We start from the raw sequence: 15348 nt of genomic DNA, 5'->3' as shown, positions 1-15348 counted from the left end.
ACAATCATATAACCTTAAGGCAGACCACACGGTTCATAAAATAAAATTGATTGATTTGTTATCGGGCGAGCTCTCTTTTAAGTTTTTAATTGGTGTAATTTTCGGGTTTTATAATTGGAGCGCAAAACCGATTAGACTGGTCTCCCAGAGACCAAATCCTTCCCCAAGCTACTCGGGTGCGGAAATTAGATTTTTTTTGAATTGTTTTTCCATACTCATAAATTTCATTTATAACTTATGAGTCTCTAAATCGGATAGCGACTATAGCAGGCCCTATGTTACCGACGTGCAGGCTTCCGAGGGCCCTAGGACCGATAAACAATAGGGCCCATAACGCTATAGTATGCATCAAAAATACATAAAATATCATTACGGGCATTGAAAACCTACTGCCTCGTCCTTAGCAAAACTCGGAATTTGCACGAGAGACTTTTTGTTCAATGCCAATAACCAAAGTAAACCTTGATTATCAATACTCAAAATTAAAAAATAAAATTCAAAAAAAGAAATTATTTACCGCTTTTGAGTCCTATTTGAAATTGAAGTTTGCTTATGGAGCATCTTAATTTAAATATAATTAGCACTAATATATTCAAGCTACTGGATTATTCAGGTCTTAGTGACCTCACTTTTGCAAATCTATTAGGCTTTTCAGAGAAGCAACTTCGTCTAATAAAAAAGCATAAAGCTCAGTTCAACATAGATAATTTAAACAAAGCATGCGATTTTTTTAATGTAGCGCTTACTAGAATTAATAAAGCTGAGTTTGAGCCTGAAACAGACCTTAGAGAAAGACTTCTTATTAAACATAGAAAAAATACAGAGTACTATACTTTGTTAGAAAAAAGGCCAACAATACGGCACGCTATCAGGTTTATTTTACTTAACCATCTTATTTTTAAAACGGAAGGCCTTGGATCTGGTGATATAAGAGCAGTATTCCTTGAAAAGGATTGGGACTTTACAAGTCGATATATTTCAACAGCTATGTTGAGAAATTCCGATTTAGTTGAGATAGTTGGAGAGACAATTGTGAAAGGGAAAAAAGCTAATATATACGGTCCAAAAAAAGAAAAACCAACGGAATAAAACAGGCCAACCCCGAAAAAACCAATGCCAATAATCAAAGTTACTACACAACCAAAACGGGCAAATAGGTACTTCGCTTGAAATAGGAGGAAGACAGCGAAACAGCATAAATAACAGCCCTAGGAAGAAAATCATAGACAAGCTAACGGCAATTGTACGAATCAATTTAAAGATTTAAGTAACGTTAAGCAGGATTAAATTAAAAAACCTATTCTGTATTTATCAGATTTTTTCGAGCGTCATCGAGGATTATATTACGATAATTTAATGCGTGTCCGGACACACAGCGATATCAAACAGTGGTTGAAGTTTTTTTGGTTGGAATTATAGAAACAGCCAAAAATGGAGTCGCTACATTTGATGCGATATTAAAATTAAAAAAAGAAATAGAAGAGTTACTCCAGAAAAAGAGTATGAGAAGTCATCATATTCACCAATTTTGACGAAACACTTCCTTATATCCCGAAATTGATTATATCTCATAAACTTATTATCTTCAAGTAATATATTTCACCAATTGATTCGTACAAGAACATCAGATGGTGCTTTCTATTTTTAGACCCAATAGGTAAAAGGAAACTTAAGGCCCGACAAAATGCAAGAACTTATATAAACTAAAGTACCAATTGCAAATTATGTCAAAATCTATTCAAGAGGTCATAATCCCTGATGGGATGTTAGATACGAACTAAAAGACCAGAGCTAGACCTGACGAATGTATCGTTCATAAATACTCCGGAGAGAACGAAGAAAAACAGTTAAATTATTATCATAGACACTATATACAAAAACAGGCATGAAAAGACTACTATTAATACTCCTAACGACGACGATTGGCTTTACCGCTTTGGCGCAAGAACAGAAAGCAACTAGCTCTAAAACATCGACTACATATGCTTATGTGACTGTGAGCAATAAAACCCTATCAAAAAAGCTAAAGGTAAATGTTGACCTCGGCGATACGCCCGAGCAGCAGGAAGAGGGCAACCGTCTCTCTGACGAGCTATACAACAAAGAATCGCACGCAGCGATACTCAACTATATGGCAGAAAAGAACTTCGAACTGGTAGAGACCATAGCAAAACAACACCCGCACTCCACCAGTGCAGGCGCATTGGACGGTATTGTATTCATCATGCGAAAAAGCCAACAACATGTCCCACAGGAGGAGATTTGAAACGGTAGTAGTTTAAAAAAGAAATACCGAGTGCTACTTAGAGATCAATTAATCGCGCAGTACGGCTTCAAGAATTCTTCACGGCAAGATAGTCGGACAAAAAAAACTTGCCAAGGCTTAAACTCTGACTCTGACAGACCGGACGCGCTTTATGCCGGTTCCGTAGCGTTCGATATCCCCATATCCTTAAATATCTTGGCGATCTGTAAATTTACAGGAAACGAAATATAATCATCCGATAGATACAAAAATTGCCCCTACATCTGCTGTAGGGGCAATTAAACAATCCAAAAGATCAACAGTCCTGTTCTACTGTACAGCTGTCGCTTCTTTCATCAGCTTTTCTGCGGGTAGTGCACCAGCCACCTTGTGCAGGATAGTACCTTCTCCATTGATAAAAAGCATCGTTGGAAAAGAAGTCACCCCAAACTTCTTAAATAACGCTATGCCTTCTCCCTTCTCCATATCGATTTTTAAGTTAATAAAGTTAGCGTCAAAGTATTTGACAATGCCAGGATCTCTAAACGTATTTTCGTCCAACCATTTACAGGGTCCGCACCAATCGGTAAAGCAGTCGATAAAAACTAACTTACCTTCACTTTTAGCTTTGCTCAGAGCTTCTTGGTAACTAAGCTGCTGAAAATTGATTGATGGACCTTTTTCTTCCAGTTCAAACAGTATACGTCTCAACATGTCTACCGAATTGCCTTCAGACTCTGATATATAAGCTGTAATCAGTGCCTTCGCTCGGTCTGCCAGCACTCGATCATCTTTAAAAGCGCCCATCCGGAGCATCATCAGAAAGCGATCGCTCTTGGTAATCTTAGGAAATTCAGAGACATAGGCATCCATTATTACCGATGGCTGAGCTGTGACCTGAGCATCTGCTATCTTTAACAGCGCACCTATTCCTAGGCTATCGGGCAGTGCGACTTCGGCAAGCGTTTTCTTTAACGATAGATAGGTCGCCTCATCGTATTTATTCTCTTTCACGTAATACCCGTTGGCATAGGGAATAAGAGCCGAACGAACAAAACGATACACCAATGCATTGGCCTGCTCTGCTCCGATCCGCTTGGCAAACGCCTCTTTATGGGCTATCAAATACTTCGTTTTGACATCATTGATATCCAAAGCATAACGTTGGTATAAAAACAGATTGGCCGGATCCGTTTTTTCATCGGCACTCAATTTTCCGAAATAATCATTAACGATTTCGAAGCCCTTTTTCTCGTCACCGCTCCTCATAATTTCAAGCACATAATCATTGATCAGTGCAGGTGTGCGCTCTCCCTTTTCATAACGCTGCGCCAGCGCAGCAGGCTGACGGGTAGGATCCAAGTTCTTCGCTAAGGTTTCTAAAAATTCTTTTGCCGGCTGGGCACCGGAGAATCGGAATTTTTCAACTTCCTGCCCATCCAAGACGACAAAAGTCGGATAAGCTCTTACTTTGTACTGCTTTGCCAGCGCTATGCCCTCTCCTTTCTCGGCATCGATTTTGACTGTCAAAAAATTTTCATTCATATAAGTGCTGACCGCACCATCAGTAAATACCTCCTTGTCCATCGTCTTGCAGGGACCGCACCAGGTTGTATAAAAATCGATAAAGATCAATTTGTTGTTCTTCCTAGCCGCTGTCAGCGCTTCCTGATAAGAAGTAAGAACCTGAAGCGGTTGCTGCTGCGCAACCGTCAATAGGGGGCAACAGATAATATATATCCAAAATAGTAGTTTGTTCATTGTTTTTAGTTTATTGGGTTGAATTCCTCCAACTCATGCTTTTTACTTTAAGTAAGCCTGTCCAAAATACAGACTCGTCCTGTGTCATGACCAGATTGTTAAGGTCGTCTCCTGAAGAATACTTACGGATTGTTCCTTTATTCGCCGTAGAGTACGTACCCACGTACAGTTGGCTACCATTTGAAGTTTGGATATCACTATTCAGCATGGTAATTTCTTCTCCAAAATCCTTGATTAGGTAATTTTTCTCAAAACTGGGATTGTAATCATAGCCATACAATTTTGATCCGACCGCATAATAAAGAATCTTTCTCACGGAGGAGAAGGCATAAATGTTTGATTTTTCAAAGTCAACTGCTATAGGCTTAATTTTAAAATACGCAAGTTTTAACGGACCGAACGAGCCGTTTGCATAAAACTTATAGACGTGAAATTCGCCTGCAGCATCTTTCATAAGAGCAAAAGAATTACCTGCTGTACCACCATCTTCATAATTTCTTGTATTCTCAGCGTATACCAGTTTTCGTCCGGTATCGCCTTGATTCCACGGGAACGGCCCGCCAGTATCCCAAAATACAGTCAACATCGCTGACGGAACAGAATTACCTGTCGCATGCAAAAACCTATTGTTTATATCATCATAAACGATATACCTATTCCATGTGGCTGGCGAATGCATAATATATGGTGATAGCTTCAATAATTCTAAAGGATTGGAGGAAACTCTATTTATCGGATTTGAATAAAAATCACCTCCCATTAGAGATGCCGAAAACAAATCTCCAGTATTCGTAATGACGACCCTACCATAGGTACCTGGAGACATTCCTCCTATCGATGATACCAAAGGAGCAAATGCAACAGGATAGATGTCTAACGGTAGTTCGAATGTTGTGTATAGCATATTCTTGAATGTATTGCCCGGTTTGACTTCCATCGTAGCGGTATTCATAAAATACGCCCCTTCTTTGGTCATAAACCATTGCTTGACCTTACTGGAATCTGAGGTCGTCCCCGTATGAAATAATTTGATTGGCTCTTTATACCTCGGCATACCATTGTCACTCATTATTCTTTTTACAATAATGGTATCTTTATTCAACGGCATAGCAATCATATCTGCATCAGCATAGCCCTCTTCATCGTCTCCTGCGAGATGAAATCCTCGAGATACAGCAGTCGAAACAGTTAAGCTAGCTGTAGATGTCCAGGTCACCTCAGTAACTTTATCATATACATTAAAGTATAAAGTATAAGCCTTTGGAAGCAAATTGACTGGAAAATTCAGGTTTCTCTCAGTGCTGATTGTAGGGCGTGTGGCTCCTTCATTCTGGAACCCCACCCGCCACTCATATTGATACCTATCGGGATCATCTGTATCCAAAGTAAACTGAATATCAGGCTCTATCCTTAAAGTATCTACCTTATACAGCAAGTTATAAGGACCTCCGAGTCCACCAACTGTAATCTCATTTATATCCTGATAATTATAATTTCCGAGATCTTTAAAACAAGAAGAGAGTAAAAGAACAAGTCCTACAACTAGTCCCATCGAATAATATCTTTTCATTATCAATATTCTTTAGTCTACATTAAAAACCTTTCCATGGCACACCTACTCTTGATGTCCAGGTCACTCCCATAAACCACATCAACCTTCCGTCTTCTTCGAGAATCGGTGTCTTTTTATTATAAAGGTCCTGTAACAACCTCGCCATATGCTCACGAATCACCGTACGTTTTGCATCTGGCATAGCTGTGGTGCTCATAAAGTCACTATATACTAGCCCAAACTGTTCGCATATCAACCGATATTTCTTCTGCGTAAAATCGCCCCATAGACCTGCTTCCAAACCATCATTCGCCAATCCGATCCATCGAATAGGCTTGGATACAAAATCTGTGATAACCACTTTATGACAGTCCGCTGGAAAATCACCCTTTATGACTCCATCCCATTGATTGGGTAACTTTTTCCAAACTGGGATACCAATTTTGAAATCCTCACTAGGGATCAGTCTGATCAGCATACTTTTGGCTTCATCTTGAATGTTTTCCGTTCGATTTAAAACAACAGGGATATAGGTAAAATAATCGCCAGCTTTGACCGTGTATCTACTACTTAGCCTTTCATAATTCTCGCCTTCAATAGCTGTTGTAGAATCCATGACTATCTCTACCTGAAAATGACGATCATAATCTTTGGTGCGCCCAGTCGTCATTACCTTTAATTGTAATGTGTCTGTATTTCCTGCAATATTGATAAACTCAACGTTCGACAATTGTTGATTGGCCCATACACGTTCATTACCCCACTCCGGACCATATTGTACGTTAAAATAAATCCCTTCTTCACCGTCATATAATTCGATTTCCTTGGTACAGCCTGTAACCACTACAAGCGCTAGCATAGTATATAGAAACTTTAATATTTTCTTCATTTTCATATAGGTTATTGTCTTTGACTCGTTTCACTTTCTGGTAATGGAAAAGTATAGTTGGACAACTGCATGGGAATGGTTCCTCCTGCTACTTTGCTCCCTTCGGGCAATTCTGTATACGCCTTTCTTTTGAAGAAATAGAACATTTGTCCTTCTCCTAAAAATTCTTTCATAAATTCATTTTCCAAAACAAGATTAATCTGGTCCATACTTGTAAAGTCCATATGGGCCTGTCCACGATTCAGTCTGAGCTTATTAAGGTATGCGCCACATTCATTCAAATCGGATGAACATTCGGCGACAACTAAATACATCTCACTAATACGAATCAATGGAATCATAAAACGGAAGGCATCTGAACTTGAATTATTTTTGGAAATAAGTTCTTCGTACTTATTAAAGTAAAGCACTTCCTTTTCCTCAGAAATACTACGTGTCGCCCAAAAAGATCTCCGAAAATCATTTTGGTTGTCATACATTAAATTGATACGACCATCTGTCAATGTGCCGGACAATGTAAGCAAACTATTGGCGCTCAAAGTCGGACTAAACAGCACATTGTATGAACTTGTCCGACTCTGATTATAACAAGCAAAAAGAACTTCATTAGAAAATATTCGATCAGATACATTATCTGGATTGGAAGGTCTAATTTCTTCCAAGGTTACGAACGGAAAAAACGGAGCATCAGCTGTTTGCCCTTTATCAATAACTTCTTTGGCATAATGAACAGCTTTTTCTTTATTACCCGCCCATAAATGTACTCGCGCTAAAAGTGCCGTCACGGCAAAATAATTCAACCGGTACTGCCGATAATTAAAATGATTGTTCACATCTCCAGCAAAGTTTAGTGGCCCCTCTGCAAGAACAGGATCTGTTGTCTGTAAAAGTATTTGCGCTTCTTCTAAATCTCGTACCACTTTAGCAATTACTTCAACCGAACTGATAAGAGGTTGAACAGAACGATCTGATGACTCGATATAAGGGATACATGCTTTATCTTTCTCCTTATCATAAATAGGACCAAACATACGTAGAAGGTCAAAATGCATCATCGCTCGCAAAGCGAGTGTCTCTCCTTTAATTATACCGTAGTATTTTGTAGGTAGTACTGTATTGCCTTCTTTACATTGATCAAGAATAGCATTACTGTTTGCAATCAGATTATAAAGCTTGGTCCAAATAGTGTTTGATTTACTTTTAAAGGTGTCACTACCATAATCAAAACTAGTAAAGGCTAACAAACTATGTTCGCTATCGCCCATATTATAATATTGAGCCATCGCATCCAACATACCCATGGTCAGATCTCTTCCATATAAAGAGGTATTATTAAACTCTGCATATATGCCCGTTAAAGCTTTTAAATATCCTTCTTTGGTGGAAAAAAGAACAGTCTGTGTCAACCTATCCTTTGGAGGAAGATCGACCCATTTATTACAGGAGAATAATAATACGATCGCAACCAGGCTAAGCTTAAAACTAAAAAGTATCCTTGATTTCATAATGTTAATTTTAAATCCATATCTATTAATCTAGAACCGCGCTCCTACAGAAAAAGAAAATGAACGGGCAAAAGGATAATTAATACCGCGCTCTTCTTTCACCGTAGATATTCTGAAAATCTGATTCATATAACCGCGCAAAGTCAAACCAGAAATCCCATACTTCGATAATTTAGGGTTTCTGAAATCATATCCTGCCGAAATAGATTCTGCACTGAAGACATTTTCGTCTACTACAAAACGATCCGACATCTGCGTTCGGTCTGTTAGGGATAAACCTTTAAACTTTGTGACATCCCCCGGCTTCTGCCACCTATCGTACAACGCTCGCTTATCCTGATTTGATTTTATAGCATACATATCAATATTCTCGACCTTACTATATAATGCATTCTGGAAAACCTGTGACCCCAATTTATACCGGAAATTCATGGAGAAATTGAACCCCTTAAAATAGTAAGACATACCAATTACGCCTTCCCATTTTGGACTGGTATTACCAACGATTACTTCGTCGGCGTAATCATGGACAAAAGTCTGGGTACCGTCTTTCTTGATAAAAATCTCACGCCCAGTGCTGGGATCAATCCCTCCTGAACGCACAGCCCAAATATCTGAAGGACTACCTCCATCGTAATAACGTTGTAGCGATTTTGATCGGTTGTCTTTGTTATAACGATCTAAAGCATTCCCAAAATCATTATAAATCATATTCAGTTTCCTAGCATTGGCATTGATTGACCACATACTATTTTCTGTTTTCAACACTTGCCAATTGGCTGTTACAGTAACCCCCTTGGTCGTCTGTGAGCCAATATTATGAGGCACAGTAGATGTGCCGGTAGAGGTAGGCACATCTACAAAAACGAGTAGAGGGTCTGTCAGTTTATTAAAATAGTCTACGTTGAGACGTAGCTTTCTATTCAATATTTCGAAATCGATTCCTATATTCCTATCCAGTGTCTTCTGCCAGTCTAGATTCTGATTTCCCCAGGTCGTTATTAACGCACTAAGACCAAATGGGGTTTGATTTTCTATTCCGTAGGTGTAAATATTCATGGTCATACGAGCATCAAAATTCTGATTCCCTGGATTCCCTAACGAACCCCTAATCTTCAGATTGGTGATATAAGGAACACTCTTCATAAAGGATTCGTTGTGAACATTCCAAGCTACTCCTGCAGACCAAGTCGAGGTAAATTGGTTTTCTACACCAAATAAGGAAGAACCATCATAACGGAAATTGGCATCAAAAAGGAATCTATTGTTAAAAGAGTACCCTGTATTTGCAAAATAACTAGCCGACCGCCGTGAATTTTCATTATATGTAGGTTTAGCACCTGTAGCATAACCATTCGAAAACGCAGGATTAGGATAGCTCTCTTCCATAAATCCTCTAACGGAAAACCCGTTGTTGGTTTGAGTCGTGTGATCAATGCGCATACCTGCTACTACGTTGACCATGTGCTTTTTGGCAATCATCTTACCAAAAGTGGCTGTCACATCTCCATTATAACGGAAGCTTTCATTGGTAGATGAATTGAAAGATCCTTTCTCTAACGAGTTTGCTCCCTCAAATTGACTATGCAATGGACTCACGAAGCGTTCGCTCTTACTTGTGTTCTTATTGATTCCAACCCTTCCACGCAACCGGAAAGACGAAACTACGCGCCAATCAATATCGAAGTTGTTTCCAAAGCCAAAGCTAGGGCTACGATCGACATAATTTAACGAGGCATCATACATAGGATTATAAACATTTACGACCTTCCCTAGGTCTTCATCCGCTATTGACCCTGTAAAGCTCTCCAATACCCGCAATACAGCACCAAACTCGTCGTACTTCCTAAAATAAGGGTTTGCTGAGGAATAAGCCGAAAAGCTAACAGGCTCTCTAACTCCATCTGAATGATCGACTGACAGGTTATTTGAGAAAGAAAAATTGCCTGAACGATAAATTAATCTCAAGTTTCCATTAATAGTACTTCGGTTCGATTCCTTCATAACTCCAGGCGTATTTCCATAAGTTAATCCAAGTCCGTAACGCATCTTCTCATCTCCACCATCAGCGTATACGTTATGACTTTGTGTCATTGCAAAGCGTAAGGGCTCGTTCATCCAATAGGTATCCACCCCTCGTTTAGCTTCAGCAAGTCGCGAATTATATTTTTGTGTTTCGGTTGATTCTTTTAAAAAACGACCATTTGCATCTACTTCACCATAATACCCAGAAAGCCGCTCAAACTTTAGTTTCTCTTCCGAATTCATCAGATTATAATCAGAAAGGTCCGCAAAGTTAAACGAACTATTAAAATTATAACTGACTTTAAATTTTCCAGCTTCAGGCCTCTTCGTTTCTACCACAATGACTCCATTGGCTGACTTTGACCCATAAATAGCTGTAGCAGAAGCATCTTTAAGTATTGTTATGCTTTCCACCCGATCTATATTTAGGTCATTGATCACCTTTAAGGTGGTCTCATATCCATCTAGGATAAATAAGGGCTGATTAGGGTCGTTCTCAAACTCTTGACCTAACCCTATTACAGAAGTCTTTCCGCGAACCTCGACATCGGGTAAGGTGTTTGGATCCGACCCCATGAGATTATTGTCCTGAATTGCAAACGAAGGATCTAAAGTTCTTAGACTCTGTAAGATATTCTGGTTCCCGATCATCTTCAGCTCTTTGGCTGTGAAGGTTGCTGAAGACCCAGTAAAGCTTTCTTTATCTCTAGAATAAATGCCTGTAATTACTGTTTCCTCAATCTCATTTTCTTTACCTTTAAGATTTATCCGAATTTTTGTCTGCGTGCCCACAGTAAGTTTATAATCCTGGTATTCGAGATGCTTCACAAGCAACTCATTTGCCTCAGCCAGAATAGCCCCTGTAAAAACACCGGATGCATTGGTTTGTCCAATAGCTCGACCTGTAGCAACAGAAATAATAGACGCTCCTGAAATAGGCTCTCCTTTAGTGGACATTACCTTTATCTCTATAGGTCTTTGAACATTGCTTTTTTCAGCATCCTTTTTTGCAAGTACTATCGTCTTATTTCTTATGGTATAAGTGACATCCTTGCCTGCAAATAATTTTTCTAATGCTTCATCTAATGATGAATTCTTTAAATCTTCGTCAACAAGAGTCGATTTATCAAAGGTATTCTCCAAATGTACAATAGAATACCCTGTTTGCTTCTTTATTTCATTTAGACACTCCTGTAGTGTCGGTTGTTTTTTTTCAATATGAATTCGCTGTAATGACACCGCCCAACTTATATTGGTCAGCATCGCCAGACAAACTCCCAATAGGTACTTCATTATTTAATAATTATAGGTTAGTTATAAAAAATAAGTTTTTCTGAATTGGTATTAATCACGGACTACTTTACCATAATCCTCCTTCCTTTGATTTCAAATGTATTTCCTTTAGCTAGTGCTAATATTTCCAAAACTGTATGTATGTCTGAAAATTTCGATATACTACCCTGATATCGGATATCTAGATTTACATCGGCATAGCTTACTTCAACATTGTACCAGTCGGCTACTTCCTGCATGATCTCCTCAACATTCTTGTTATCCAAAGCGAAATATCCTTCTTTCCAAGCTCCCACACGCTCGCTGTCAAACTCGCGTACGGTATATTTTCCTTTGGCATCCACACGCAGTTCTTCTCCTGGCTCCAATCGAACCTCAAAGTCTTTATTCGATACCTGCACACTGCCTTCAAACAGCGCCGTCCTCAAGAACTCGCCTTCTTTAAAGTTGACGTTAAATTTAGTCCCCAGTACCTTGATGGTGCTGCTTCCCGCATTAACGATAAAAGGACGTTTGTACCGATCTTTCTCGACCTCAAAGAAAACTTCACCCGACGTACTAACCTCGCGCAACCTCCCGTCAAACGAAGAAGGAAAAGAGATACTGGAGTTAGCATTGAGGGTCAGTCTGGATCCATCTTCCAGCTGCACAATAAAATTGCCCCCCTTGGGTGCGTGTATATGTTGCATTTCGATTCCGCTGTCGGCTCCAGGCATTACTCTGATCTCATTATCTGCAATCCGCTCTACCGCAATTCTCCCGAATACATATAAACTATCTTTTCTCAGGGTATTCAACTGCACCTGCTCTTGATCTGCGTGGTACAGGATACCTTTATCCTCTCCTGGTTTGATCACATCGACGGTCACTACTGGTGCCACAGAATTTATCTCCGTATTACTCTTCTGATATATCCATAGTCCTGCCGTACCAACGATCAGTACCGATGCTGCTACCGCCATTTTCTTCCACAAAGGCACCAAGGTTTTCACTGGTTTTGTCTCCGACAGGATCATCGCTTTAATATTTTTCTTTTCTTCATTCGTCCATAGCCCTCCTCCTGATGAATGCTGAATTCCTTCAAACCAATCATCCAGTAGTCGTCTCTTCTCTTCCGAAAGTTGGTTGTTGCTATATTGTTCGATAAGCTTATCGAAATAATCTTTTTCCATTTTCAAATGTGGCTGTTATCAGTAACTTTGTCCTATAGTAACTTAACGAACCAAGAACACACACAGGCAAACGCATTTATTTTGTAGATGATTCAGTGGTGAACAATTGTGAAGAGATGAAGGAACAGGATTTGCTTTTGACGCTTCGCCGGGATACGGTCAAAGCATTTGAACAAGCGTATGATGCTTATTCAGAAAAACTGTTGTATTATATCTACTCCAAAACAGGTGACAAAAAAAGGAGCGAAGATATTCTGCAAGAGGTGTTTATTGATTTTTGGAGCAAACTAGACCGTATTGACACATCCATATATGGCTATCTTTTCAACAGTACTAAATACCAGATACTCAACTATTACCGATCCGAAAAAGTAAAAGAGAAGTACCTGATCCATCTGAGCAACTTCTTACAGGATATCAACTCGATCACTCCTCAGAAATACCTGGAAGCAAAAGAAATAATGGAACAGATTGAGGCTCTGGTAGCCCAATTGCCTCCCCAGTGCCGAAAGGTATTTACAATGAGCCGCTTCGAACACAAGAGCAATGATGAAATTGCCGAGGAGCTACAGATTTCCAAACGAACGGTCGAAAATTACATCACAAAGTCCCTCGCATTTATCCGTGAGCACAACATCAGCATCTACCTTGTGATTTCCTATCTGATTGATAGAGAACCTTAATCCTACTTTCCGAAATAAGCCCTTAGAGAATGGAAGCATGAAAAAAGAGATAAATAACATACTGCATTCTCATAGCTAATTATTAAATTAAAAAAAACACGATCATGAAGTCAAATTATTTCATACTATTCTTGCTACTAGCTGCTGGCACTATGCAAGCGGCTTAGAGCCAACTGCATATAGTAGTAGAAGTCGAAAGAGAAATATATCGATCCGGAAAGAATACTGTTTACGAAATCGACAGTCTAGAACAGACGAGAAACACCAAAACATACGTTCTGTAGACGCTTAACAATAATACCGTAGTCTCTCTGTAGTATTTTTTCTTTCCTTCTTAAATTCAGAAATTATACTTTTGCCACCAACGAACTCAAATAGTATGATATTCTTTTTCGGAACTCGCTCAACACAGATTGCAGCCCACGAGGCTAAGGCCAACTGCACACATTGCCAACAGGAGGCTGTATGGCTCTTTGTCTACCAACATTATTTCCATATATTCTGGATACCGGCATTCCCCCTATGGAGGTCTACGGTATCTGTCTGTGGACACTGTAAGCAGACGCTAACAAAAAGGGATTTTTTGCCGGAGCTACAGGAAGACTATACCATCGTCAAACAGCAGGCTAAAACCCCTTGGTGGACTTTCTTTTTACTGATTGCAGTAGTGCTCCTCATCGTGGGATCGACCATCTTATCCAGATTCTCTTAATGAGGTAGTCATTAAAGGCAATAGCCGCTTGGAACTGATGATCCAAACGGCTATTCGCTATAATCCTATATCGAGGGGTTATTATTTAATCAGATCGACCTTATAACTGATTTCATCTACGATTTCTTTTACAACAGATGAGCTGCCTGATGATTTGAACCTGACTTTACCATTCTTATCTATAATAATTTTGGTAGGAATGCCGGTAATACCGTATTGCTCAACCAATGCTCCAGCTCCTTCCATCTTATCAAAGACCACATGAAAACGGTAACCTTTTTCTTGGATAAAAGCGTTCACCTTTTCCTTGTAATCTTCACTGCGCTCCCAGGTATTGATAAATAGGAATACGACTTCCGGATTATCTTTATACTTGTCGACAGCGGCCTGCATACCGGGGAAAGAATTGACACATGGTCCGCACCAGGTCGCCCAAAAATCCAGGATTAGGATCTTACCCTTATAATCGGATGACCTCACGATTTTTCCGTCCATATCCATGAGCTCAAAGTCAAGAGACTCCTCATTGATCATCGAATTTTTCCAATGGGCTTCATTTTCTTTAGTTTTTTTCTGATCGATACGCGTCTTATAAGCTTCCCATTGTGCGACAGTACTGCCTAAATTTTCGAACAATACTGGCCCTTCGCGCTCTTGAACTGCTGTAAGGGCAGTTTTAGCATATCGGGTATCGAGCAACAGGAACGCATCAAAGTTACGACCAGTCTGCATGAGCCCCTGAAACTTGATGTCCTCCAGAGAAAGTTTATGCTCTTCGATAAGGCTTAAGGCCTCTGCCCATTTCTGTTGCTTGCTATATAACTGTGCCTGTAGCGTATATACTTGCTGGGCAAGGTATTTGTTCTCCTGAAGCACGTTAGGATACTTCGCAATAAGTCCATCAAGGAGCTGCCCACTTTGAGAGAAATCTCCTTGTTCAAATGTCAGCTGTGCCAGCTTAAACTCAAAATTTGCTTTCGGCCCGTCTTTAACGATCATAGCAGCATATCTTCTGGCACCACTCACAGCATCATTGTCTGCTAGTTTGCCGCTAATCTTGGCGTAGCTTGCATCTGCAAATGACTCCGTCTGTAAAGCTGCCTTATACTGCTTCTTCCAGGTATTGACATCTTTGTCTAAACTGGATTCGTCTGTATAATCTTGCAATATATCATCTAGACGGCTACCTGCAGCATAAGCACTCTTAGGAAACTTCTTTAATAGGTTCTGATGAGCAGCTCTACAGACTTGTTATCCCCCAAAAAACCAAAAACAGATTTACCGTGTTTGATATACTCTTCATTTTTGGATTCAATTAAATGGGATGCCTCCCATTTAATTAAATCTTGTGCCAATGGATCCTTACTGGTCAGCAAGCCATTGACGCGATCTTGAATATCTTTGAATGTCAGGTCTGACCGCTTCGCCAATTGTGCCTGGGCCGTACCGCCCAGGACTGCTGATAAAACGATAACCAGAATTGCTTTTTTATGTAACTGCATGGTAATTGG

Annotated in this window: 12 protein-coding genes; 4 read left to right on the top strand and 8 right to left on the bottom strand. The window is 39.7% G+C overall.

The genetic code is table 11. The features are described from left to right. Positions 1-552 precede the first annotated feature (552 nt). Both M472_RS40310 and M472_RS40305 read left to right on the top strand, forming a co-directional pair. A complete protein-coding gene (locus M472_RS40310) occupies positions 553-1089 on the top strand; it encodes a hypothetical protein (protein ID WP_021071703.1) in 537 nt (178 codons plus the stop codon). A gap of 796 nt (positions 1090-1885) precedes the next feature. Next, the gene (locus M472_RS40305; protein WP_021071701.1) at positions 1886-2266 is read left to right on the top strand and encodes a hypothetical protein; all 381 of its coding nucleotides are present in this window, start codon (positions 1886-1888) and stop codon (positions 2264-2266) included. A gap of 309 nt (positions 2267-2575) precedes the next feature. Here the strand turns inward: M472_RS40305 and M472_RS44690 are convergent, their stop codons facing one another. The 6 genes from M472_RS44690 to M472_RS40275 form a co-directional block, all read right to left on the bottom strand. Further along, a complete protein-coding gene (locus tag M472_RS44690; protein ID WP_081643209.1) occupies positions 2576-4006 on the bottom strand; it encodes a thioredoxin fold domain-containing protein in 1431 nt (476 codons plus the stop codon). Positions 4007-4016: 10 nt separating this feature from the next. After that, positions 4017-5576 (bottom strand): PKD-like family lipoprotein, encoded by a 1560-nt coding sequence (locus tag M472_RS40295; protein ID WP_021071699.1) that lies wholly within the window; start codon positions 5574-5576, stop codon positions 4017-4019. A gap of 22 nt (positions 5577-5598) precedes the next feature. Continuing rightward, positions 5599-6447 (bottom strand): DUF4843 domain-containing protein, encoded by an 849-nt coding sequence (locus tag M472_RS44685; protein WP_158499936.1) that lies wholly within the window; start codon positions 6445-6447, stop codon positions 5599-5601. An 11-nt stretch (positions 6448-6458) separates the two neighbouring features. Continuing rightward, positions 6459-7952, bottom strand: coding sequence for a RagB/SusD family nutrient uptake outer membrane protein (locus M472_RS40285; RefSeq protein ID WP_021071697.1), 1494 nt, complete (start codon positions 7950-7952; stop codon positions 6459-6461). A gap of 30 nt (positions 7953-7982) precedes the next feature. Then, positions 7983-11270 carry a SusC/RagA family TonB-linked outer membrane protein gene (locus tag M472_RS40280; protein ID WP_021071696.1) on the bottom strand — a complete coding sequence of 1096 codons (3288 nt, stop codon included), beginning with the start codon at positions 11268-11270 and terminating at the stop codon, positions 7983-7985. 62 nt (positions 11271-11332) lie between these two features. Further along, positions 11333-12442, bottom strand: coding sequence for a FecR family protein (locus M472_RS40275; protein ID WP_021071695.1), 1110 nt, complete (start codon positions 12440-12442; stop codon positions 11333-11335). A gap of 116 nt (positions 12443-12558) precedes the next feature. Between M472_RS40275 and M472_RS40270 the strand changes: the two genes are divergently transcribed. Further along, entirely contained in the window at positions 12559-13125 is a 567-nt protein-coding gene (locus tag M472_RS40270) for an RNA polymerase sigma-70 factor (protein WP_021071694.1), read from the top strand. A gap of 379 nt (positions 13126-13504) precedes the next feature. Next, positions 13505-13837: a hypothetical protein gene (locus M472_RS40265; protein WP_021071693.1), complete on the top strand. Its 333-nt coding sequence runs from the start codon at positions 13505-13507 to the stop codon at positions 13835-13837. An 81-nt stretch (positions 13838-13918) separates the two neighbouring features. On the opposite strand, the gene M472_RS40260 is transcribed toward M472_RS40265, so the two are convergent. Both M472_RS40260 and M472_RS40255 read right to left on the bottom strand, forming a co-directional pair. After that, positions 13919-15004, bottom strand: a complete 1086-nt coding sequence (locus M472_RS40260; RefSeq protein ID WP_021071692.1) for a TlpA disulfide reductase family protein — start codon at positions 15002-15004, stop codon at positions 13919-13921. 50 nt (positions 15005-15054) lie between these two features. Continuing rightward, entirely contained in the window at positions 15055-15339 is a 285-nt protein-coding gene (locus M472_RS40255) for a hypothetical protein (protein ID WP_144062775.1), read from the bottom strand. Positions 15340-15348: the final 9 nt, after the last annotated feature.

Source organism: Sphingobacterium paucimobilis HER1398 (genome assembly GCF_000416985.1).
Taxonomy (GTDB): Bacteria; Bacteroidota; Bacteroidia; order Sphingobacteriales; family Sphingobacteriaceae; genus Sphingobacterium; species Sphingobacterium paucimobilis.
The sequence above is the reverse complement of the archived record's forward strand: the minus strand, read 5'-3'. Positions and strand labels throughout refer to the sequence as shown.

What these genes read in the sequence shown, in the direction of transcription:
- M472_RS40310 (WP_021071703.1), top strand. Translation starts at nt 553, where the DNA reads ATGGAGCATCTTAATTTAAATATAATTAGCACTAATATATTCAAGCTA.
- M472_RS40305 (WP_021071701.1), top strand. Translation starts at nt 1,886, where the DNA reads ATGAAAAGACTACTATTAATACTCCTAACGACGACGATTGGCTTTACC.
- M472_RS44690 (WP_081643209.1), bottom strand. Translation starts at nt 4,006, where the DNA reads ATGAACAAACTACTATTTTGGATATATATTATCTGTTGCCCCCTATTG.
- M472_RS40295 (WP_021071699.1), bottom strand. Translation starts at nt 5,576, where the DNA reads ATGAAAAGATATTATTCGATGGGACTAGTTGTAGGACTTGTTCTTTTA.
- M472_RS44685 (WP_158499936.1), bottom strand. Translation starts at nt 6,447, where the DNA reads ATGAAGAAAATATTAAAGTTTCTATATACTATGCTAGCGCTTGTAGTG.
- M472_RS40285 (WP_021071697.1), bottom strand. Translation starts at nt 7,952, where the DNA reads ATGAAATCAAGGATACTTTTTAGTTTTAAGCTTAGCCTGGTTGCGATC.
- M472_RS40280 (WP_021071696.1), bottom strand. Translation starts at nt 11,270, where the DNA reads ATGAAGTACCTATTGGGAGTTTGTCTGGCGATGCTGACCAATATAAGT.
- M472_RS40275 (WP_021071695.1), bottom strand. Translation starts at nt 12,442, where the DNA reads ATGGAAAAAGATTATTTCGATAAGCTTATCGAACAATATAGCAACAAC.
- M472_RS40270 (WP_021071694.1), top strand. Translation starts at nt 12,559, where the DNA reads ATGAAGGAACAGGATTTGCTTTTGACGCTTCGCCGGGATACGGTCAAA.
- M472_RS40265 (WP_021071693.1), top strand. Translation starts at nt 13,505, where the DNA reads ATGATATTCTTTTTCGGAACTCGCTCAACACAGATTGCAGCCCACGAG.
- M472_RS40255 (WP_144062775.1), bottom strand. Translation starts at nt 15,339, where the DNA reads ATGCAGTTACATAAAAAAGCAATTCTGGTTATCGTTTTATCAGCAGTC.